Annotated in this window: 20 protein-coding genes; 11 read left to right on the forward strand and 9 right to left on the reverse strand. The window is 71.4% G+C overall.

All coding sequences use genetic code 11. From position 1 onward, the window contains the following. Window positions 1-96 precede the first annotated feature (96 nt). Window positions 97-726: a TetR/AcrR family transcriptional regulator gene (locus ACOKM3_RS33725; RefSeq protein ID WP_426905020.1), complete on the forward strand. Its 630-nt coding sequence runs from the start codon at window positions 97-99 to the stop codon at window positions 724-726. 58 nt (window positions 727-784) lie between these two features. Here ACOKM3_RS33725 and ACOKM3_RS33730 read toward each other — a convergent pair whose 3' ends face one another. Continuing rightward, window positions 785-2,026 carry a glycoside hydrolase family 18 protein gene (locus ACOKM3_RS33730; RefSeq protein ID WP_426905021.1) on the reverse strand — a complete coding sequence of 414 codons (1,242 nt, stop codon included), beginning with the start codon at window positions 2,024-2,026 and terminating at the stop codon, window positions 785-787. 308 nt (window positions 2,027-2,334) lie between these two features. Here ACOKM3_RS33730 and ACOKM3_RS33735 point away from each other — a divergent pair, with 308 nt between their 5' ends. Then, complete coding sequence (locus ACOKM3_RS33735) at window positions 2,335-3,504, forward strand: acyl-CoA dehydrogenase family protein (RefSeq protein WP_426905022.1); 1,170 nt, start codon at window positions 2,335-2,337, stop codon at window positions 3,502-3,504. 37 nt (window positions 3,505-3,541) lie between these two features. On the opposite strand, the gene ACOKM3_RS33740 is transcribed toward ACOKM3_RS33735, so the two are convergent. Then, window positions 3,542-3,895 (reverse strand): hypothetical protein, encoded by a 354-nt coding sequence (locus ACOKM3_RS33740; protein ID WP_426905023.1) that lies wholly within the window; start codon window positions 3,893-3,895, stop codon window positions 3,542-3,544. 403 nt (window positions 3,896-4,298) lie between these two features. Here ACOKM3_RS33740 and ACOKM3_RS33745 point away from each other — a divergent pair, with 403 nt between their 5' ends. Together ACOKM3_RS33745 and ACOKM3_RS33750 are read left to right on the forward strand one after the other, a co-directional pair. Next, entirely contained in the window at window positions 4,299-5,372 is a 1,074-nt protein-coding gene (locus ACOKM3_RS33745; protein ID WP_426906964.1) for a hypothetical protein, read from the forward strand. Between the two features lie 28 nt (window positions 5,373-5,400). Continuing rightward, window positions 5,401-6,519: a phosphotransferase family protein gene (locus ACOKM3_RS33750; protein ID WP_426905024.1), complete on the forward strand. Its 1,119-nt coding sequence runs from the start codon at window positions 5,401-5,403 to the stop codon at window positions 6,517-6,519. Between the two features lie 4 nt (window positions 6,520-6,523). On the opposite strand, the gene ACOKM3_RS33755 is transcribed toward ACOKM3_RS33750, so the two are convergent. Further along, window positions 6,524-6,976 carry a hypothetical protein gene (locus tag ACOKM3_RS33755; protein ID WP_426905025.1) on the reverse strand — a complete coding sequence of 151 codons (453 nt, stop codon included), beginning with the start codon at window positions 6,974-6,976 and terminating at the stop codon, window positions 6,524-6,526. 233 nt (window positions 6,977-7,209) lie between these two features. Between ACOKM3_RS33755 and ACOKM3_RS33760 the strand changes: the two genes are divergently transcribed. The 4 genes from ACOKM3_RS33760 to fxsA all read left to right on the forward strand — a co-directional run bounded on the left by ACOKM3_RS33760 (window position 7,210) and on the right by fxsA (window position 11,930). Further along, window positions 7,210-7,650, forward strand: a complete 441-nt coding sequence (locus ACOKM3_RS33760; protein ID WP_161306038.1) for an Lrp/AsnC family transcriptional regulator — start codon at window positions 7,210-7,212, stop codon at window positions 7,648-7,650. 696 nt (window positions 7,651-8,346) lie between these two features. Beyond that, entirely contained in the window at window positions 8,347-9,969 is a 1,623-nt protein-coding gene (locus tag ACOKM3_RS33765; protein WP_426905026.1) for an amidohydrolase, read from the forward strand. A 532-nt stretch (window positions 9,970-10,501) separates the two neighbouring features. Further along, entirely contained in the window at window positions 10,502-11,275 is a 774-nt protein-coding gene (locus ACOKM3_RS33770) for a polyprenol monophosphomannose synthase (RefSeq protein ID WP_426905027.1), read from the forward strand. A gap of 58 nt (window positions 11,276-11,333) precedes the next feature. Beyond that, window positions 11,334-11,930 carry an FxsA family membrane protein gene (gene fxsA, locus ACOKM3_RS33775; RefSeq protein WP_426905028.1) on the forward strand — a complete coding sequence of 199 codons (597 nt, stop codon included), beginning with the start codon at window positions 11,334-11,336 and terminating at the stop codon, window positions 11,928-11,930. A 93-nt stretch (window positions 11,931-12,023) separates the two neighbouring features. Here the strand turns inward: fxsA and ACOKM3_RS33780 are convergent, their stop codons facing one another. From ACOKM3_RS33780 to yczE, 4 genes are all read right to left on the reverse strand, one after another. After that, window positions 12,024-12,404, reverse strand: a complete 381-nt coding sequence (locus tag ACOKM3_RS33780; RefSeq protein ID WP_266721963.1) for an RNA polymerase-binding protein RbpA — start codon at window positions 12,402-12,404, stop codon at window positions 12,024-12,026. Window positions 12,405-12,671: 267 nt separating this feature from the next. Continuing rightward, the gene (locus ACOKM3_RS33785; RefSeq protein ID WP_426905029.1) at window positions 12,672-14,027 is read right to left on the reverse strand and encodes an MFS transporter; all 1,356 of its coding nucleotides are present in this window, start codon (window positions 14,025-14,027) and stop codon (window positions 12,672-12,674) included. A gap of 46 nt (window positions 14,028-14,073) precedes the next feature. Next, a complete protein-coding gene (locus tag ACOKM3_RS33790) occupies window positions 14,074-14,841 on the reverse strand; it encodes a glycerophosphodiester phosphodiesterase (RefSeq protein ID WP_426905030.1) in 768 nt (255 codons plus the stop codon). Continuing rightward, window positions 14,838-15,548 carry a membrane protein YczE gene (yczE, locus tag ACOKM3_RS33795; RefSeq protein ID WP_426905031.1) on the reverse strand — a complete coding sequence of 237 codons (711 nt, stop codon included), beginning with the start codon at window positions 15,546-15,548 and terminating at the stop codon, window positions 14,838-14,840. The genes ACOKM3_RS33790 and yczE overlap by 4 nt, the downstream gene beginning before the upstream one ends. A 64-nt stretch (window positions 15,549-15,612) precedes the next feature. Between yczE and ACOKM3_RS33800 the strand changes: the two genes are divergently transcribed. After that, window positions 15,613-17,124 carry an SCO1417 family PLP biosynthesis transcription factor gene (locus ACOKM3_RS33800; protein ID WP_426905032.1) on the forward strand — a complete coding sequence of 504 codons (1,512 nt, stop codon included), beginning with the start codon at window positions 15,613-15,615 and terminating at the stop codon, window positions 17,122-17,124. Between the two features lie 42 nt (window positions 17,125-17,166). Here the strand turns inward: ACOKM3_RS33800 and ACOKM3_RS33805 are convergent, their stop codons facing one another. Together ACOKM3_RS33805 and ACOKM3_RS33810 are read right to left on the reverse strand one after the other, a co-directional pair. After that, a complete protein-coding gene (locus ACOKM3_RS33805) occupies window positions 17,167-18,747 on the reverse strand; it encodes a hypothetical protein (RefSeq protein WP_426905033.1) in 1,581 nt (526 codons plus the stop codon). A gap of 37 nt (window positions 18,748-18,784) precedes the next feature. Continuing rightward, entirely contained in the window at window positions 18,785-18,979 is a 195-nt protein-coding gene (locus tag ACOKM3_RS33810; protein ID WP_266598445.1) for a hypothetical protein, read from the reverse strand. 281 nt (window positions 18,980-19,260) lie between these two features. Here ACOKM3_RS33810 and ACOKM3_RS33815 point away from each other — a divergent pair, with 281 nt between their 5' ends. Beyond that, on the forward strand, window positions 19,261-19,653 hold the full coding sequence (locus ACOKM3_RS33815) for an ankyrin repeat domain-containing protein (RefSeq protein WP_266721976.1): 393 nt from the start codon (window positions 19,261-19,263) through the stop codon (window positions 19,651-19,653). Window positions 19,654-19,932: 279 nt separating this feature from the next. After that, a complete protein-coding gene (locus ACOKM3_RS33820) occupies window positions 19,933-21,345 on the forward strand; it encodes a HEAT repeat domain-containing protein (protein WP_426905034.1) in 1,413 nt (470 codons plus the stop codon). The last annotated feature ends 44 nt before the right edge of the window (window positions 21,346-21,389 follow it).

Here is a 21,389-nt window from a genome sequence, read left to right on the forward strand (position 1 = left end):
ACACGCACCACTACGGCTCCCACCGCGCAGGCGTGCGGACACCCCGGGAAGTGCCATACTGCGGCATTCGCACGGAGTCCGAGACCAGGGCCGGAATTGAACACTAGCCACCAGCGGGTGCGCGGCAGCGAACGCTCCGCCACCCGACGCGCCGAACTCATCGCCATCGGACGGAAGTTGTTCGCCGACACGTCCTACGACGCGCTGTCCATGGACGACATCGCGCAGCACGCGGGCGTGGCCAAGGGGTTGATCTACTACTACTTCGACTCCAAGCGCGGCTACTACCTGGCGATCATCGAGGAGTCCGTCGGCGAACTCGTCGACGGCGCGAGCAGCGTCGGAGACCTCGCCCCCGTGGACCGGGTGCACCGCACGGTGGAGGGCTATCTGCGCTACGCGGAGCGGAACCAGGCGGCGTACCGCACCATCGTCACGGGTGGCGTGGGGTTCGACACCCAGGTGCAGGCCATCAGGGACGGGGTGCGCGACGCGCTGATCGACACCATCGCCCGGGCCGCGTACGGGACTTCGTGGGTGCCACGGCTCCCGCGGACCGCGCTGCTCGGCTGGCTGTGCAGCGTCGAGGGCATCACGCTCGACTGGATCGGCCACCGCGAGCTCGAACGGGACGCCGTGCGCGCCCTGTTGGTGCGCACGCTCGGCGAAACCCTGCGCGTGATCGAGGAGTTCGAACCCTCCTACCCCGCGCCGGTGCTCCCCTGACCACGCGCACGTACGCGCGCGTGCGGCCAGGGGAGCCTGTGAGGGGTTGGCTGTAGGGCTAGTTGATCGCCTTGATCAGTTCACCGTCCGAGGTGTCCCCGGACAGCTCCCAGAAGAAGGTGCCGCCGAGCCCCTGCTGGTTCTTGTAGTCCATCTTCCCTGCGATGGTCCCCGGGGTGTCGTAGCTCCACCAGTCGTTCCCGCAGTGCGCGTACGCGGTGCCGCCGACCGTGCCGGTGGCCGGGCACTTGCTCTTGAGCTCCTTGTAGTCGTCGATTCCCTGCTCGTACTTGCCGGCCGCGGGCCCGGTCGCCGTGCCACCGGGAGCGTCCTGTGTGACGCCCGTCCAGCCGCGCCCGTAGAAGCCGATCCCGAGCAGCAGCTTGGAGGCGGGCACGCCCATCGCCTTGAGCTTCGCGATGGTGGCCGAGGTGTCCCAACCCGCCTTCGGAATCCCGTCGTACGAGGTCAGCGGCGAGTGCGGGGCGGTGGGCCCCTTCGCGTCCCAGGCACCGAAGAAGTCGTACGTCATCGGGTTGTACCAGTCGACGTACTGGGCGGCGCCCGCGTAGTCGGCGGCTTCCAGCTTGCCGCCCTCGGAGGCGTCGGCCGGGATGGCGGAGGTGATCAGGTAGTCGCCGCCGAACTTCGAACGCAGCGCCGACATCAGGTTCTTGTAGGCGTCGCGCCCACTGGTGTCACAGGTGAGACCGCAGGCGTTCGGGTACTCCCAGTCGATGTCGATGCCGTCGAAGACATCGGCCCACTTGGAGTTCTCGACCAGGTCGTAGCAGGACTGGGCGAACGCGGCCGGGTCCTTGGCCGCCTCGCCGAACCCGCCGGACCAGGTCCAACCACCGAAGGACCACAGGATCTTGAGGTCCGGGTGCTTCTTCTTCAGCTTCAGGAGCTGGTTGAAGTTGCCGCGCAGCGGCTGGTCCCAGGTGTCGGCGACACCGTCCACGGACTGATCGGCCGTGTACGCCTTGTCGGTCGCGGCGTAGGAGTCGCCCATCGTGCACTTGCCGCCCTGGACGTTGCCGAAGGAGTAGTTGATGTGCGTGAGCCTGTCGGCGGAGCCCGACGTCTCGATGTTCTTGACGTGGTAGTTCCGGTCGTAGACACCCCACTCGGTGAAGTATCCGACGACCTTCGAGCCGGCCGCTTTCGGCTCGGTGTCGGCCTGCTGCTGTGCGGAGGCGCTGCCCGCTCCGGCGAGCAGCCCCGCGCCGAGGACGGCGCAACATGCGGCGGAGAAGAGGGCCTTGAGGCCCCTACGGGGGAGGTGCGGTCTGAGCATCGTGTCTCCTCGTGGGGGAGGGGAGCGTGGGGGTTCGTGCTGTGGACCTGCGCGCCGCACCTTAGAAGGACTAGACCAGTGGGGTCAATGGTCCGAACCAATTTCGGGCGCTCCGAAAAACTTGGAGTAAGCGGTCGTTAACTAGTGACGAGGGCCTCCGGATCGGGAATACTCAACACGCCGCAGCCGCTTGGTCTGCGCTTTCCGTGATCCGGAAGGGCAGCATCGGCCCGGCAGTGACCATCCGGCGACGCCCGCCCACCCGGCGGTCGTCGCCGCAGCGCCCGCCCAGGGAGGAGAGCGTCGCCATGCCGGAGCCAGGAGTCGAGCGTCAGCTGCCGACGGACGAAGCTCAGGATCTGCTGCGGCTCGTCCGCGACATCGCACAGCGCGAGATCGCGCCGAGCGCGGCAGAGGACGAGGAGGCGGGCCGCTTCCCGCGCGAGATCTTCAAGCTCCTCTCCGAGTCGGGACTGCTCGGACTGCCGTACGACGCCGAGTTCGGCGGCGGCGAGCAGCCGTACGAGGTCTATCTCCAGGTCCTGGAGGAACTCGCGGCCGCCCGCCTCACGGTGGGCCTCGGCGTCAGCGTGCACTCGCTGTCCTGTCACGCCCTCGCGAACTTCGGCACGAAGCAGCAGCGCACCGAGCACCTGCCCGACATGCTGGGCGGCGGCCTGCTCGGCGCCTACTGCCTCTCCGAGCCGTCCTCGGGCTCCGACGCGGCGTCCCTGCGTACCAAGGCGGTCCGCGAGGGCGACGACTGGGTGCTCACAGGGACGAAGGCCTGGATCACCCATGGCGGCGTGGCCGATTTCTACACGGTCCTGGCCCGCACCGGCGGCGAGGGCGCGCACGGCATCACGGCGTTCCTGGTGCCCGGCGACGCGGCGGGGCTGAGCGCGGCGGTGCCCGAGAAGAAGATGGGCATGAAGGGCTCGCCCACCGCCCAGATCCACCTGGACGGGGTGCGGGTGAGCGACGCGCGCCGCCTCGGGGACGAGGGGCAGGGCTTCCAGATCGCCCTCTCGGCGCTCGACTCGGGCCGCCTCGGGATCGCGGCCTGCGCGGTCGGCGTCGCGCAGGCCGCGCTCGACGCGGCGGTGGAGTACGCGAAGGGGCGTGCCCAGTTCGGCCGGCCCGTCGCGGACTTCCAGGGTTTGCGCTTCATGCTCGCGGACATGGCCACGCAGATAGAGGCGGGCCGCGCCCTGTATCTGTCGGCGGCCCGGCTGCGGGACGCGGGCAGGCCCTTCTCCAAGCAGGCCGCCATGGCGAAGCTGCTGTGCACGGACGCCGCGATGAAGGTCACCACGGACGCGGTGCAGGTCCTCGGGGGGTACGGCTACACGGCCGACTTCCCCGTGGAGCGCATGATGCGCGAGGCGAAGGTGCTCCAGATCGTCGAGGGCACCAATCAGATCCAGCGCATGGTCATCGCCCGTCACCTCGCCGGTCCTGAGAGGGGCCGGCAGTAGGTAGCGCGGAGGAAGGAGCCCCGCGACGCCGCGGGACCTACTGCCGGGTGCTCTGCATCGCGCTGAACTGCCCGGTGCGCACGGTGGGCGCGATCAGCCGCGCCCACTCCGGGTCCTCGCATCCCGGCAGCGTCCTGCCGCGCTCGGTCCAGGCCGCGACCATCGCCTGGTAGATCGGCGGGTTGTGCAGGCGTGGCTGGGGCGGCTGCGGGCGCGGCGGCTGCGGCGGCCGGGCCTGCTGGGGCCGGGGGAGCGGCTGCGGTCCCGCGGGCTGGAGCGCGGGCGGCCCCGGGGGCTGTGCGGCCGGGGGCGTCGAGGGCCGCGGGGACTGGGCGGCCCGGGGGGTGCGCTGAACCTGTGACGTTGGCTGGGACTGCTGTTCCTGTGGCACCTGCTGACCCTGGGGAAGCGGGTGGGACGTGGGGGACTGCCGGCCCTGGTGAACCGATTCTGCGGTAACCGGAACGAGGATGCGCCTGCGTCGTCCCGTGGGCGCAGGTGCCGAGGTCTGCGTCGAGGTCATGCCGGGTCAACGAAAGGGGGATCGAAGAGGTCACTGGTTGACGAATTCGAGCGTCAGTTCGCGACATCCCCGTACGCGTGGCGTCGACCGGTCGAACATCTGGCCAGCAACGCGGAGCTGACGTACCGTCAACTCCGCCGCCGGGTAGGCCGCACCCCTGCGGGCGACGTCAACTGCCGTGATTCCAGGGAGGTTTGCCGTGTCCGCAAACGAGGCCGCCGACCGTCCCGTCGCCTTCGACGAGTGGCCCGTCCACCAGGTCCCGCTGTCGATGAAGCATGTCGCCACGAGCGACCGCAACGCCTACGACCGCTGCATCTTCCATGTCTTCGATCCCACAGGGCAGTTCCTGCTCATCCTCGGCCTCGGGGTCTATCCGAACCTGGGGGTGATCGACGCCTACGCCACCTTGCGCGTCGGTGACACCCTCCACGCGGTCCGCGCCTCCGACGCCCTGAGCGAGGACACGCGGATGAGCATGCGCGTCGGACCGCTGCACATCATGGTCGAGCGCCCGCTCAAGGACTTCATCCTGTCCTGCGCAGCCGACCCGGACGACCCCGACGGACTCTCGTACGAGATCAATTGGAGCGCCGACTTCCCCGCCCTGTGGGAGCCGCACCACACGCAGCGCAAGGGGCCGCGGCTCACCCTGGAGGGCAAGCGGTTCGTGCAGGCCGGGCGGTGCGACGGGTGGTTGCGGATCGGGGGCCGGGAGATCCGGGTGGGTGGCTGGACCGGGACCCGGGACCGGAGTTGGGGCGTGCGGCCGGTGCCGGGGGAGGAGGGCGGCCGGCTCGCGCAGGAGTACCCCACCGAGGGCTTCCACTGGATCTGGGCGCCGATCCGCTTCGACGACCGGTTCCTCATGGTGATCACCCAGGAGGACGCCGACGGCTACCGCACGCTGAACGATGCCACGGTCGTCCGCGAGGGCCACCGCGACCGCCAACTCGGCTGGCCGCACACCGACATCACGTACCGCCCCGGCACCCGCCACCCCGAGCGCGCGGTCATCCACCTCATGGACCCGGTCGACCGCAAACCGCTCGACGTGGGCGTCGAGATCCTCGCCTCCTCCCCGCTCGCCGTCGGTGCGGGTTACCCGCCGGCCGACGACTGGCAGCACGGGACCTGGCGCGGCCACGACTGGTGCGAGCGGCGGACGTACGACCTCGCGGACCCGGCGGCCCACCCCCTGGCCGCGTACGGGGTCATCGACCACGCGGCCCGCTTCACCCTCGACGGGCAGGTCGGGCACGGCATCTTCGAGCACGGCTCCTTCGGCCGCCACGATCCGAGCGGCTTCACGGGCTTCGACTCGGTGGCCCCGGAGCGTTCGTAACCACCCTTCACGAAAAGGGAGTTCGGCGATGGCGACAACACCCCGACAGCCCAGGCCCCGCACATCCACCCGTGAACCCGAGGAGGTGTCCCGCCGACTCACCGCCTGGCTGGGGCGCCGGCTGCCGGGAGCGAAGGCGGTGAACGTCACCGTCCCCGAGTCCAACGGCATGTCGAGCGAGACACTGCTCTTCGACATCGAACACCCCGAACCGCCCGTACGCGCCTGCGCGTTGCGGCTGGCCGCGGACCCGTCCGCGTACACGATCTTCCCGGTGTACGACATGCCGCGCCAGTACCGGACGATGCGGCTCGCGGCCGAGCGCACCGGACTGCCGGTGCCGCGCGTGCTGTGGCTGGAGGAGGACGCGGGGCCGCTCGGCGCCCCGTTCTTCGTCATGGAACGGGTGGCGGGCCGTGTGCCGCCCGACGTCATGCCCTATACGTACGAGGGGAATTGGCTGCACGAGGCGACCGACGACGAGCGGGAACGCCTGGAGGACGCGAGCGTCCAGGTGCTGGCGCGGTTGCACGACGGCGTGCCGGCGGTCGAGGCGTCCTTCCTGGAACTGCCCGGCGAGGGAAGCCCGCTGCGACGGCACGTTGACGCCCAACGCGCCTACTACGCATGGGTGGTGGAGGGCCGCAGCCCCTCGCCCCTCATCGAGAGCGCCTTCGCGCGCCTGGAGGAGATGTGGCCGCGGGAGCCCGGCCCCGCGGTCCTCAACTGGGGCGACGCCCGCATCGGCAACATCATCTACGAGCAGGACGGGTTCGCACCCGCCGCCGTCCTCGACTGGGAGATGGCCTCGCTGGCCCCGCGGGAGGTCGACCTCGGCTGGACGGTGTATCTACACCGCTTCTTCCAGGACCTGACCGAGGCCTTCGGGCAGCGCGGCCTGCCGGACTTCCTGCGCCGCGACCGCGTCGAGGCGCGCTACGCCCGGCTCACCGGCCACACCCCGCGCGACATGGAGTTCTACACGCTGTACGCGGCCCTGCGGCACGCGTGCGTGATGCTCCGCGTCACCTACCGGCAGATCCACTTCGGTGAGGCCACCGAGCCCGCCGACGCGGACACACTGATCCTGCACCATGACAGCTTGCGGGCCATGGTGCGGGGCAGTTACTGGGCCGACCGGTCGTAGCGGGTCAGGCGGCGGCTCGGCGGTAGGGCTGGTCCGGCACCCGGATGGGGCGCGAGCCGGGGCCACCGGCGTGCGAGAAGGGCTGTGTACGCCAGTCGAGCCCCTGAGGGAGCGTCAACAGGAGTGCGGTGGCCTGCTCTTGGGCACCCACCAGGTCGTCCGTGGGCAGGGACTCCGCGACGGTCCTGCCGCTGCCGACGCAGACGGTGAGCCCGAACGGGTCCCACGGTGACGTCACATGGGCGTGCTCCGGCAGTACGTCCTCCTCCGCAAGGAGGGCGATGGCCTTGCCGCAGTCGGGGCAGGCCACCCGGTACATCTCGAACGTGTCGTACCCGTCCCCCTCGTCCCCGGCCGCGTCGAAGGCGTCGGGTTCGACGCCCTCCGGCTGGGGCTCGGCGATCGCCTGCTGGCGGCCGCGCGCGCCAGGACGTCCGGAACGCTTCACACTCTGCATGGGATTCTCCCCCTCGGGTGGGCCGGCCGCGGATGTCCATGAGTGGCGGCCTCGGCCACAGCAAGCATTTCCCGGCTGTTCGTCGAGGTAATCACTCCATGCCGGTGGACACGGTCCGAGTCCTGTGGTGTTCGTCACATGTCGAATGGACTTGCCCGCCCGGCGGTAGACGTATCGCCCATCTCGTTCTTTCAGGTATCCGTGAGGATCAAGGGACCGGTAGGTTCAGCGGCATGGAGGAGCTCGACCGACAGATTGTGCAGCTGCTCGTCAAGGACGGGCGGATGAGCTACACCGACCTGGGCAAGGCCACGGGCCTGTCCACGTCCGCGGTGCACCAGCGGGTGCGTCGCCTCGAACAGCGCGGTGTGATCCGGGGCTACGCCGCGGTCGTCGACCCGGAGTCGGTCGGCCTGCCGCTCACCGCGTTCATCTCGGTGAAGCCGTTCGACCCGAGCGCTCCCGACGACATCGCGGAGCGCCTCGCGGGTGTCCCCGAGATCGAGGCGTGCCACAGCGTGGCCGGCGACGAGAACTACATCCTCAAGGTCCGCGTGGAAACCCCCCACGAACTGGAAAACCTCCTGGCCCGAGTCCGCTCCCTGGCCGGCGTCTCCACCCGCACAACGGTGGTCCTCTCCACGCCGTACGAGGCGCGGCCTCCGCGGATTTAGGGGGCGGGCCCGGCGGCTCGGCGGGCCCGGGTGGGCTCGGCGGGTCCGGGTCGGTGAGGTGGGTCTGGTCCGGAGCGACGCGACCGTTCCGGTGGTGCGGTGCCGGAGGGGTGCGGCGCCGTGCCGTCGCTGGCCGCCGGTCCAGCGTTCCTCCCGATCTCCGCCCATCTCCCACCCACCTGCCCCCTCCGGGGGCGTCGGCCCGACGGGGTGCCGCACCCGCCCTAGGCGATCCGCCGCTGATCACGGCTCCCCACCCGATTGCGGTCGACGCCGACCCGCCTTGTGCAACCCGCGGCGCCACCAGGTCTCCCCACCCGTCGCAGTCGACGCCGCCCCGCCTTGGGTAACCTCCGCCAACCACGGCTCCCCACCCCGGCGTTCGGCCGCCACCGACTTGGGCAATCTGCCGCCTGGGGCGGCAGGGTGGGCAAGGCGGCCCCGGTGCCGCGTGACGATGGCGGAAGGCGTCACCCCCGGTGCCCCCCCCGGCCCCCGACACGACAGGCGCTGACCCCGGCAACCCCCTGGCCACGTGCCGCACGGCACGACGGAGGGCGTCGCCCCCGGCGCCCCCCGGCTCCCCCGCCGCCCCCGCGCCACGATCACCGCAGGCGCCGCCCCGGCACGGGTAGGAAAACCGACGACGACCACCCCGCGGCACACCCCACCCCCCGGACACGGGAAACTGTCACCATGAGCACGCCCCCCACCCCCCGCACCGTCCTCCTGCGTCGAGGCGAGATCCACAGCCCGGCCGACCCCTTCGCCACCGCGATGGTCGTGGAGGCCGGCCACGTCGCCTGGGTCGGCTCGGAGGGCGCGGCGGACGCGTTCACGGACGGCGTGGACGAGGTGATCGACCTCGACGGCGCCCTGGTGACCCCCGCGTTCACCGACGCCCACGTCCACACCACGTCGACCGGCCTCGCCCTGACCGGCCTCGACCTCACGGCCGCCCGCACCCGCGCCGAAGCCCTGACCCTCGTACGGGAACACGCCGCGGCCAACCCCGCCGACCGCGTCCTCCTCGGCCACGGCTGGGACGCCGCCCGCTGGCCCGACCGCGCCCCCCTCACCCGCGCCGAACTCGACGAGGCCACGGCCGGCCGCCCCCTCTACCTCTCCCGTATCGACGTGCACTCGGCCGCCGTCAGCACCGCCCTCCTCGACCTCGTCCCCGGCATCGCGGACCGCCCCGGATTCGCCCCCGAGGGCCCCCTCACCCGCGACGCCCACCACGCCGTGCGCTCCGCCGCGTTCGCCGCCGTGGGCCCCCAGCAACGTACGGAGGCCCAGCGCGCCGCGCTGAAGCACGCCGCGTCGCTCGGCATCGGCTCGATCCACGAGTGCGCGGGCCCCGACATCTCCTCCGAGGACGACTTCACCGGCCTGCTCGACCTCGCCCGCTCCGAGCCGGGCCCGCGCGTCGCCGGCTACTGGGCCGACCGCGACATCCAGCGCGCCCGCGCACTCGGCGCACTGGGCGCCGCGGGCGACCTGTTCGTCGACGGCGCCCTCGGCTCCCACACGGCGTGCCTGCACGAGCCGTACGCCGACATCGCCGACGCGTCGCACAAGGGCACCGCATACATGTCGGCCGAAGAAATCGCCGCCCATGTAGTCGCGTGCACGGAGTCCGGCCTCCAGGCCGGCTTCCACGCCATCGGCGACGCCGCCCTCACCGCCGTGGTCGACGGCATGCGCGCCGCCGCCGAAAAGGTCGGCCTCGCGCGCGTGCGCGCGGCCAGGCACCGCGTGGAGCACGCCGAGATGCTCACGCCCGAAACCGTCGCCGCCTTCGCGGAGTTCGGCCTCACCGCCTCCGTGCAGCCCGCCTTCGACGCCCTGTGGGGCGGCGAGGACGGCATGTACGCCGACCGCCTCGGTGTCGAGCGGGCGCGCACCCTGAACCCGTACGCGGCCCTCCTGAAGGCCGGCGTCCCGCTCGCCTTCGGCTCCGACAGCCCGGTCACCCCGCTCGACCCGTGGGGCACGATCCGGGCTGCCGCCTTCCACAAGACGCCCGAACACCGCGTCTCCGTACGCGCCGCGTTCACCGCCCACACGCGCGGGGGTTGGCGCGCCGTCGGCCGCGACGACGCGGGCATCCTCGTCCCGGGCGCCCCCGCCGACTACGCCGTCTGGCGCACGGACGAGCTGGTCGTGCAGGCGCCGGACGACCGTGTGGCCCGCTGGTCGACCGATCCGCGCTCCGGCACACCCGGCCTGCCGGACCTCTCCCCGGGAGTCCAACTCCCGGTCTGCCTGCGGACGGTGGTGTTCGGTCAGACCGTCTTCGTAGGGCCGGACGAGTGATAACCGGGGCGCCACGACTTCGATCTTGCCGCGACACGGTCCCGTGCGACCTGCGAATCCTCCGCGCTGACCAGCACAGTTCGCAGAGAGCCGCAGGTCGAACGCCTGTTGACAAGGCGCGGCGGTCGACGGGTAGGTTCGGCCGGGTCCACCACCTCCAGGCACGACCGGGGAAGTCCAGGCAGTCGTAGAACGCAGCTGGGTCAGGGGGTGGTGCGCCGCACCGGCGTACCACCACTGGGAGCCAGGCCCAGCGCCCGCGCCACGGGGCGCTGGAACGTTCCGGCCGGTCGGCCAGGTGCGACCCGGGTGGGGCCCGGGCGTTCAGTAGACAACGGCTTTAGGTCGACCCGCAGCCAGCGGGCCCCAGGTCGGCCCGAAGGACGCCCGGCCCCGATCCGCAGTATTCGTAGACAAGTAGTGATGGGTTCCGTTTCCCGCCCTCCACAGCTCACCCAGGGCGCCTTATCGGCGTGAACTGGGGTGCTCGCTATGGTGGTCCCCTTGTGGACGGAAGTTTTAAGGGGAAGCTGTGAGCGACGGCGGCGGGCGGAAGTTCGGCCCTCTGGGCACGACCTTGGTGATCATTCCGACCTACAACGAGGCGGAGAACATCAAGCCCGTCGTGGGCCGCGTGCGGGAGTCCGTGCCCGCGGCGCACGTCCTGATCGCCGACGACAACAGCCCCGACGGCACCGGCAAACTCGCCGACGAGCTGGCCGCCGACGACGAGCAGGTGCACGTCCTGCACCGCACCGGCAAGGAGGGCCTGGGCGCCGCCTACCTCGCGGGCTTCGCCTGGGGCATGGAGCATGGCTACGGCGTCCTGGTCGAGATGGACGCCGACGGCTCCCACCAGCCGGAGGAGCTGCCCCGGCTGCTGACCGCCCTCAAGGGCGCCGATCTGGTCCTGGGCTCGCGCTGGGTGCCCGGCGGACGGATCGTCAACTGGCCCAAGTCCCGCCAGTTCATCTCCCGCGGCGGCTCCACGTACTCGCGTCTCCTCCTGGACGTCCCGATCCGCGATGTCACCGGCGGCTACCGCGCCTTCCGCCGCGAGACCCTGGAGGGCCTCGGTCTCGACGAGGTCGCCTCGCAGGGCTACTGCTTCCAGGTCGACCTGGCCCGGCGCGCGGTGCGGGAGGGCTATCACGTCGTCGAGGTCCCCATCACCTTCGTGGAGCGCGAGCGCGGCGACTCCAAGATGAGCAAGGACATCGTCGTGGAGGCCCTGTGGCGGGTCACCACGTGGGGCGTGGGGGCGCGGGTGGACAAGGTCCTGGGCCGCAAGCCGGACGTCCGCTGAGAGCGATCTTGATCCCCCGCTTATGCCAATCGCATCCGGGCCCAGGCAAACTGGATGCATGACCACTGGCACTCCGCCTCGTAACCCGTCCTCCGGGGCCCGGCGCTCCCGGCTCCGCAGGTATCTGCCGCTCGCCGTCGCGGCCTGGATGGTCCTGGAGATCTGGCTGCTGACGGTGGTGGCGGGCGCGATCGGCGGCTTCACGCTCGGCATCCTGCTGGTGGCCGGCATCGTGCTGGGATCCGTGGTGATGAAGTCCGCGGGGCGCCGCGCGTTCCAGAACCTCACGGAGACGCTGCAGCGCCAGCAGAGCGGCTCTCCCGAGGCCTCCAAGCCCCCTGAGCAGCGCTCGCAGGGCAACGGGCTGCTGATGCTCGCCGGGCTCCTCCTGATGATCCCTGGGCTGATCTCGGACGCTCTCGGTCTGCTGCTGCTCGTTCCGCCGCTGCGCACGGCGCTGAGCCGGTACACGGAGCGCAAGGTCGAGCGGAAGATGGGCGCGGCGGCGGGCCCGGGCTCGTTCGGTGACGCGTTCCAGCAGGCCCGGATGCGGCAGTCCGGCGGCACCGTGATCCAGGGCGAGGTGATCAAGGACGACGAGCGTCCGGGTCCGCGCGGGGACGACGCCGATCCGCGGCCGCCGCTCACCCCCTGACGGAAGCCGCGACGGCGGACGCACGACAAACGGCCGGGGCCGGACACACGGTGTGTGTCCGGCCCCGGCCGTTGTGCGGTGTGTTTCTGGGAGTCAGGCCGACTTGCGTCCGCTGTTGTCCCGCGGGTGCACCGCGATGTTCATCGCGCCCGAACGCAGAACTGCCAGACGCTCCTCGAGGACCTCTTCGAGCTCCTCACGGGTGCGCCGCTCCATCAGCATGTCCCAGTGCGTACGAGCCGGCTTCCCCTTCTTCTCCTCAGGGCCGTCGCCGTCCACGAGAAGTGCCTGGGCCCCGCAGACCTTGCACTCCCACTCCGGCGGAATTTCGGCCTCCACCGAGAAGGGCATCTCAAAGCGATGTCCCTTCTCGCATGCGTACTCCACGGCCTGGCGCGGAGCCAGGTCGATGCCGCGGTCCGTCTCGTAGCTGGTCACTACGAGGCGTGTACCGCGAAGAGCTCGCTCACTCATGAATCGTGCCTCCCGGGCTTGTCGCCCACAGGACAGGTGTCGCTGTCGTCGTCATCCGGTCAACGTCCGGTCGGCGGTAAAGATTCCCGGTTCCCGGGTCATGCGTCGCCGTCGGAGCCGCAGCCTTGTTGACCTGTGCAGTACCCACCGGTGACCGGTTTGTCACATCTCACGCAGGTTGTCACCTAGCGTTTCGCGATCTAGACGTGCAGTAACGGTACGCCTGGCAGGCCAACCGCGTACACTACCGGGATTTGCCTTCAGGTGCTAAATCCGGGCCGGTACGGAATTGCCCGCGGCGCGCACCGCCCGATGGACCGGAACCCTCGCGAGTAGAACAAAACCGATCACGAAGAAGGCGACAAGGGACACGATCGCGTCGCGATAACTCCCGGTCAGCTGGTACGCGAGCCCGAACACCAGCGGTCCCACCCAGCTCATCCCGCGGTCGCTCATCTCGTACGCGGAGAAGTACTCGGCCTCCTTGCCGGCCGGTACGAGGTGCGAGAAGAGCGAACGGGACAGCGCCTGGGTGCCGCCCAGGACGAGCCCGATGCCGGCGGCGAGCACGAAGAACCACGCCGGCGCCCCGGCAGGCAGGAAGTAGCCGGCCCCGATCGTCACCGTCCACGCGACAAGAGAGCCGAGGATCGTGCGCTTGGCGCCGTACGCACGCGCGAGGCGGCCCATCGCGAGCGCCCCGGCCACCGCCAGGAGCTGCACGAGCAGCACCGCCACGATGAGCGTCGACTGGTCGAGTCCGAGCTCCTCGGAGCCGTACACGGAGGCCTGCGAGATCACCGTCTGCACGCCGTCGTTGTAGACCAGGTACGCGAGGAGGAAGGAGAGCGTCAACGGGTGGCGGCGCATGTCCTTCACCGTGGCCAGCAGTTGCCGCGGCCCGGAAGCCGTACCACCCGGCGCGGACTGGGTGCGCCGGTCGCGCAGGCGGCGTAGCGGCACCACGGTGAACGCGCCCCACCAGACGCCCGCCGACGCCAGACAGATGCGTACCGCCGTCGACTCGGAGACACCGAAGGTGTCGTGTGCCGTGTACAGCACCAGGTTCGCCAGGAGGACGAGCGCGCCCGAGGCGTAACCGAAGGCCCAGCCGCGCGAGGAGACCGCGTCGCGCTCCTCCGGTGGCGCGATCTGCGGCAGGTAAGAGTTGTAGAGCACCATCGAGACGGCGAGCGAGGAATTCGCGACTACAAGGAGAAGGCCGCCCAGCAGATAGCGGTCACCGTCCAGGAAGAACATCCCGGCCGTAGCCGCCGCGCCTATGTAGGCGCAGAGCGCGAGCAACGGCTTCTTGCGGCCCGTACGGTCCGCGGCCGCGCCCGCGAGGGGCATCACGAAGATCGACAGGATCACCGACAGGGAGACCGAGTACGCGAAGAACGAGCCCGCGCGGACCGGGATGCCCAAGGGGTGCACAAAGCCGTCCGGGTCCGCCGCCGCCTTCGCGACCGAGGTCAGATACGGCCCCAGGAACACCGTCAGGACACTGGTCGAATAGACCGAGCACGCCCAGTCGTAGAAGTACCAGCCGCGTTGCTCGCGCCTGCGCTCGGCGGCCGCGGACGCCCCCTGCGCCGTCTCCCGCGCGATCTCGGTCCCCACCCGTGTCCCCTTGCCGTCCCCGACGTCCGGCGCCGCGGGGTGGCGGTCAGACCCACGCCCCCCGGTCCTTGAGGACGTCCCGCAGCGTCTCGATGTGATCGGAAACTATGCCATCGACCCCGAGGTCGAGAAGTCGCCGCATCTCCTTCTCGTCGTTCACCGTCCACGCGTGGACCTGCAGCCCGCGCGCGTGGGCTGCCTGCACGAAGCGGTGGTCGACCACCCGGACCCGCCCGTGCGCCACCGGCACCTGGGCGCAGACCGCCGAGCGACGCAGCGTCGCCGGAATCCCGTACGAACGAAGGCGCAGGCCGAGCACACCCCTCGTGCCGTACGACGTGGCGAGGCGGGGGCCCGCGAGCGCCTGCGCGCGGGCGACGCGCGCCTCGGAGAAGGAGCCGACACAGACGCGGTCCCACGCGCGCGTGCGGCGCAGCAGGTCGAGGAGGGGGACGAGGGCGGGTCCCGCTTTCACGTCCACGTTCCAGCGCGCGTCGGGGAACGACTCCAGCAACTCCTCGAAGAGCGGCACCGGTTCGGTGCCCGCCACGCGCGCGTGGCGCACCGCGGACCACGGGAGGTCGGCGATCCGGCCGCCGTCGTCCGTGACCCGGTCGAGCGTGGTGTCGTGGAAGGCGACGAGCCGCCCGTCGGACGTCGCGTGCACATCGGTCTCGAGGTAGCGGTAGCCGAGGTCCACGGCGCGGCGGAACGCGGCGGCGGTGTTCTCCAGGCCGTCCGCCGCCCCGCCCCGGTGGGCGAGCGCGAGCGGGCCCGGGTGGTCGAGGTAGGGATGGCGTACGCGCGAGGTCACCGTCGCAGTATGGCCCGCCGGGGTGTGCGGCCGGCGACCGCGGTGGGGCCTGCGGGCGACGCGGGGACGGCGAAGACGCGCAGGAAGAACTGGGCCAGCGGGCCGATCGTCAGGGCGTACAGGACCGTGCCGACGCCGATCGTGCCGCCGAGCAGGAAGCCGCTCGCCACGACGGCGATCTCGACGACCGTGCGCATCAGGCGGATCGAGCGGCCGGTGCGCTGGTGGAGTCCGGTCATCAGGCCGTCGCGCGGACCGGGGCCGAACTTCGCCGCAATGTAGAGGCCGGTCGCGGCACCGTTGAGCACGACGCCCGCCAGCATCAACGGGATGCGCACTCCGTAGGAGTGCGGATCCGGGACGACCGCGAGCGTGCCGTCCATCGCGAGGCCCACCACGAAGACGTTCGAGACGGTGCCGAGGCCGGGCCGCTGCCGCAGCGGGATCCACAGCAGCAGCACGATCGCGCCCACGATGATCGACACGACGCCGATGGAGATGCCCGTCAGCTCGGTGAGCCCCTGGTGCAGGACGCCCCACGGCTCCAGGCCGAGTCCCGCCTCCACGAGGAGCGCCGAACTGGCGCCGTACAGCGCGAGACCTACGTAGAGCTGCACGAGGCGGCGGACGAGCGGGCCGCCGGGCGACGCAGCGGACGGTGACGCGGACAAGGGGAGCCCCTCTGTGGTCGTAGTGGACTGACGCATGACACTCTGTGGCGTGGAATCGGATGCCAACCATGGCCAATTCGAGGAAGGTGGACTGGCTCGTATGGCTCAGTGGACTTCGGCGATCGGCTCGACCCAGCTCGCCCGGCTGCTCACCTCGCAGCAGCCGCGCCCCGCGGGCCCCGGCACCCGCCGCCCGCCCGCCTACCGCGCCCTCGCCGACGGCATCCGCCTGCTCGTCCTGGAGGGCCGCGTCCCGGTGGCCACACGGCTCCCTGCCGAACGCGAACTGGCCCAGGCACTCTCGGTGAGCCGCACCACGGTCGCGGCCGCCTACGAGGCGCTGCGCGGCGAGGGGTTCCTGGAGTCCCGCAGGGGAGCGGGCAGTTGGACCGCCGTGCCCGCCGGGAACCCGCTTCCCGCGCGCGGCCTGGAACCCCTGCCGCCCGAGGCCCTCGGCTCCATGATCGACCTCGGCACGGCGGCCCTGCCCGCGCCCGAACCCTGGCTGACCCGCGCCGTACAGGGCGCCCTGGAAGAACTGCCGCCGTACGCCCACACCCACGGCGACTACCCGGCGGGGCTGCCCGCGCTGCGCACCATGATCGCCGAGCGGTACACCGCGCACGGCATCCCGACCATGCCCGAACAGATCATGGTCACGACCGGCGCGATGGGCGCCATCGACGCGATCTGCCACCTCTTCGCGGGCCGCGGCGAACGCGTGGCCGTGGAATCACCTTCGTACGCGAACATCCTTCAACTGATGCGCGAGGCGGGCCTCAGGCTCGTGCCCGTCGCCATGGCCGACGGGCTCCAGGGGTGGGACCTCGAGCGCTGGCGCCAGGTACTGCGCGAGGCGGCGCCCCGGCTCGCTTACGTAGTCGCCGATTTCCACAATCCGACGGGCGCGCTCGCCGACGAGGAGCAGCGCCGCTCGCTGGTGGATTCCGCGCGCGCGGCGGGCACCGTGCTGGTGGTCGACGAGACCATGACCGAGCTGCACTTCGACGGGGAGGACAGCGAAAGTGCGGCAATGCCGCGCCGGGTCTGTGCGTTCGACCCCGCGGGCTCCACGGTGATCACGGTCGGCTCGGCCAGCAAGGCGTTCTGGGCGGGCATGCGGATCGGCTGGGTGCGGGCCGCGCCTGACGTCATCCGCAGCCTGGTCGCCGCCCGCGCGTACGCGGACCTCGGCACCCCGGTCCTTGAGCAGCTGGCCGTGAACTGGCTGCTGAACACCGGGGGTTGGGAAGAGGCCGTCGCGCTGCGGCGCGCGCAGGCGCGCGGGAACCGTGACGCGCTGGTGGCCGCCGTGCGGCGGGAGCTGCCCGACTGGGAGTTCGAGGTGCCGAACGGCGGCCTCACCCTGTGGGTGAAGGCCGGCGGTCTGTCGGGCTCGCGCCTCGCCGAGCTCGGCGAGCGGGTCGGGGTGCGTGTCCCCTCGGGACCCCGCTTCGGCGTCGACGGCGCCTTCGAGGGTTACGTACGGCTGCCGTTCACCGTGGGCGGCGCCGTGGCCGACGAGGCGGCGGCGCGGCTCGCGGCCGCGGCGCAGCTCGTCCGGGACGGTCAGGGCGCGGGCGGGGACGTGCCGCGCACCCTGATCGCATAGCCGGGCGCCACTCTCGCAGGCGGCTCGTTCCCGCCCGGGCGTTCAGCGCTCGGCCAGCGCCTCGGCCTCGTCGGGCACCGCTTCGACCGGGGTCTCCATGGCCGCTTCGGCCGGCGTGCCCCGCTCCGGGAGGAGCGCCATGACCGCCTGCCGGTGAGCCTCACTCGTCGCGTCGTCGTACGGGTCCGGGGTGGCGGGGACCTGGAGGCGATGGACCGGCCCGGTGCCCAGGCGGGCGTAGCCGCGGCCCGCCGGGACGTCGGCCGTGGGCGTCGTCTGCGGCACCGTGCCGAGCACGTCCCGCAGCTCCTCCGGGGCGGCCGGGCCGAGCACCACGCGCGCGCGGGTGTGCTGCCTGACCGGGTCGATCAGGGCGTCGAGGCTGTCGAGCTGCTCGGCCACGACGACCGTCACGCCGGCCGCGCGGCCGTGCCTGAGGGGCACCTGGAGCAGCGTCTGCGGGTCCTTGCGGCCGTCCGCGGCGGCGAGGTGACCCAGGGCGCTCGGACGGTCCAGCAGGATCCACAGCGGGCGCTTGATGTCGTCCGGGGTGGGGTGCCCGGCCTGTCGCGCCCGGTTCGCGGCGATCAGCCGCCGCTCCGTCTCGTGCGCCGCCCATTCGAGGCTGGTCAGCGCGCCGGCGAGACCGCACTCCACGGCGAGCACCCCGGAGCGGCCGACCAGGCACGCGTAGTCGCCCGTCCCGCTGCCCTCGATGACCAGCACGTCACCGTGGCGCAGCGCCTGCAGCGCCACGGAACGCAGCAGGGACGTCGTGCCGCTGCCCGGCTGCCCCGCGACCAGCAGGTGGGGCTCGGTGGAGCGGACGCCGGTGCGCCACACGACGGGCGGCACGTCCCGCTCCTCCTCGCCCGCCATCACCGGCAGCGTGCGCTGGACGCCGGTCCCGTCGGTGAAGCCGAGCACGGTCTCACCGGGCGAGGTCACGAAGGGCTGGGCTGCGATGTCCGTGGGCAGCGGGTCGAGGACGTTCACCGTGAGGTGGTTGCCCTCCTCGTCCCAGGCGAAGTGGTACTCGCGGCCCCGGCCGAGCTTGGCGTGCAGCAGCTGCTCGATCCGGGCCCGCGAAGCCGCTTCCCCGTCCGTGAAGTACGCGGGGTAGCGGATGTCGATCCGGTCGACCCGGCCGTCGCCGTCGAAGTCGAACGTCTCGAAGGCCTTCTCCCAGTCGCCCCCGTGCGCGTACAGCGGACTCGGGTCGTCGGCTACGGAGAAGTACGGTACAAGCGCCTCGTAGAGGGACGAGAGGCGCTGTACCTGCGAATCGTCGGGGCCGGTCTGCTCCGGCGGCTTCGGATCGCGCCCCTTCCATCCGGCCGCCGCCATCAGGGTGATGAGCGCCAGCAGCGGACCGTACGGAATGAACACCACGACCAGGACGACGGCGGCCACCAGGAAGAGCAGCGGTCCGCGCCGCTCCTTGGGGGTGTTCGCCCACTTCTGCCGCCCGGCACCGGCCAGGCGGCGCAGCCCACGGCTGACCGTGATGAGGGGGTGGAGTACGTCGGTGGCACCGTCGGCGGCCGTCCGAGCCATGTCCCGGCTCCGGGCGATCGTGGCGCTGCCGTTGCTCAGAATGCGGGGGAGTGGGCGCCTGGCCACGTCGTTCTCCTGAAGGTGTGTGCGGGTGAGTGGTCCGTCAGAACTTGATCCCGCCGAGCAGGCTGGCGAGGCTCTGGCCGCCCGCCTTGATGCTCGGGGCGATGGCCGTGCCCGCCAAGTAGAAGCCGAAGAGGGCGCAGACCAGTGCGTGCGAGGCCTTCAGGCCGTCCTTGCGGAAGAACAAGAAGACGATGATGCCGAGCAGCACGACGCCCGAGATGGACAGGATCATGAGGGTTCTCCTGGTTGATGGGGACAGTCACCATGAGTTCTTCCAGGCTCACAGCATGTATCTATACGACAAAAGGTGCAAATGGGTGGAAATTTGTTGGTTTCACCCGTTCGCCCATCTGCTGCTGGGCCGCTCGAGCGTGCTGCCGGACGGTCGTCCGCACTCTTCGTGATCTTTGCCTCGGTGGGTTCGGGTCATGTGCCGGACCGGGCAGTACCCTGTCGATTCACTCGTACGGCTGCACAGCCGTACCGGCACGTATGAGAAAGGCGGTCCGCCCGATGAGCGAAGCCCCCGACCCGGAGGTCGTGGAGCTGGCCACCAAGATCTTCGACCTCGCGCGACGCGGCGAGACGGAGGCTCTCGTGGGCTACGTGGACGCCGGGGTGCCGGCGAATCTCACGAACGACCGGGGCGACACGCTCGTCATGCTCGCGGCCTACCACGGGCACGCCGAGGCGGTGCGTGCCCTCCTGGAGCGCGGCGCCGAGGCCAACCGCGCCAACGACAAGGGCCAGACCCCGCTCGCGGGCGCCGTCTTCAAGGGCGCCGACGACGTGATCAGGGCGCTGCTCGACGGGGGCGCAGATCCGGCCGCGGGGACCCCTTCGGCGGTCGACACGGCTCGGATGTTCGGCAAGACGGAGCTCGTCGACCTCTTCGGCACCTCCTGACACATCGGCTCTGACCAGGCAAAACGGGGGTACGGGAAATGTGGTCGCGGTGTGCTCCGCCGCTGGGTCATGATGACGGCGTGATTTACGGACGCGAGGCCGGGGCAGGTGGTGCCCACGTGCAGAGCGGGCCGTGAACGGCCCGGTTCCGGGCCTTGGACGAGAGGCAGAGAAATGGGTAGCAGCAAGCAAGAGACGGCGGGCGCTCCGACGTGTTGTCGCGTGGCCAGGTAGGTGAGCATCCCGGTTGCGTCGACGCTTGATTTGAGGCTGTTTCCCATGTTCGAACCGGTCATAGCGCCCAGCGGTACGCTGCTCGGCCTGCTGCAGCGGGGCCGCGGCGACGGCACGCTGCACGCGCTGACGGCGCCGCGTGCCGAGGCGCTCGCGGCTCTCAATCACTGTGTGCTGAGCGACCCCCGCCACGACTGGCAGGTGGAGAACCGCTCGCTGTACTACGCCCGGATCTACGTCGATCTCCATGGCGAGCTCGACGAGATCGAGCGGCACCTCTTCGACCCCGAGGATCTCCTCGACACCGAGGAGTCACGCACGGGCCTGGCGCTCGCGGTCCTCGGCCACCTCGCCTCCTACGGAAGGCGGGACGCCCTGGAGCTGCTGCGCAAGTACGCCGCCGTGGGCGGCAACTGGGCCTGGGCGCTCGACGAGCTGGCTCTGCGCGACGACGACGCGGGCCTGCGCGCGCTCGCCGAGCCGGTCCTCGCCCGCTTCCCGGCCGACGCGGAGGCCGAGCTCGCCGCCGTCGTGCGCGACGCGTTCGAGCCGCGCCCCTGGCGTCTGTGGGCCGAGGATCCGCGGCCACATGTGGGGGCACGCGTGCGTGCCGCGCAGGAAACCGGCTCCTTCGACCGCTGGCAGCGGCAGATGCGTCCTGCGGGGCCGCGCCCCGAGTGGAGCGTGCAGGCCGTCTTCGACTGGGCCCAGGAGGGCTTCGAGCGGGGCGCCGTCCTGTACGTGCCCGCCGCCCGCTGCCTGACCGCCGTGGCGGGTCCCGAGGACCACGCCGAGATCGTGCGGGCCGCGCAGGACGGGACCGACGGGGCGCGCTGCACCGCCCTTCGCTACCTCGCCGACATGCACGATCCGGGCGTGCTCGACCTCATCGAGGCCGCCGTGGAAGCGCCGTCCCGCGCCGTCGTGGACGCCGCCCTCGACGCCTTCGAGCGGATGCGCAGCGTCGCCGTGGTGGAGCGGGCCCGGCAGTGGGCCCCCCGGCCGGACGCGCTCGGCGCCGCGGCGGGCCGCGTGCTCGCCTGCAGGGGCGGCGCACAGGACGGCGAGCTCGTCCTCGCCTCCCTTCGGGAGGCAGTACGCGGCGACGGCCCCGACGCCCCCACTCTCTGGCCGCTCGTCGACGGGGCGGGACGGCTCGGCATCGTCTGCGCCGCCCCCGTGCTGCGGCACATCTACCGCGAGACGGCGTCCTCGCATCTGCGAGGGCGCGCCGCCCGCGCCCTCGCCGTCACCGATCCCTCCTTCGCCGCCGGGTTCGCCGTCGAATGCCTGTGGGACTGCGAGGAGAGCACCCGGGAGGTCGCCGCGCGGCACGCCGAGACGGGCGACGCCCGCGTCGTCGATCAACTGCGCCGCCTCGCCGCCGATCCGGCCGAGGAGGACGAGGTGCAGACCGCGGTCCGCAGCAGGATCGGCCCCGACGCTCCTGCGTTGTGACGCGCTGATCCGTCACGCCGCGGAGGCGCATGTGGCGCGCTGAT

This window comes from Streptomyces nidicola, from assembly GCF_050106155.1.
Taxonomy (GTDB): domain Bacteria; phylum Actinomycetota; class Actinomycetes; order Streptomycetales; family Streptomycetaceae; genus Streptomyces.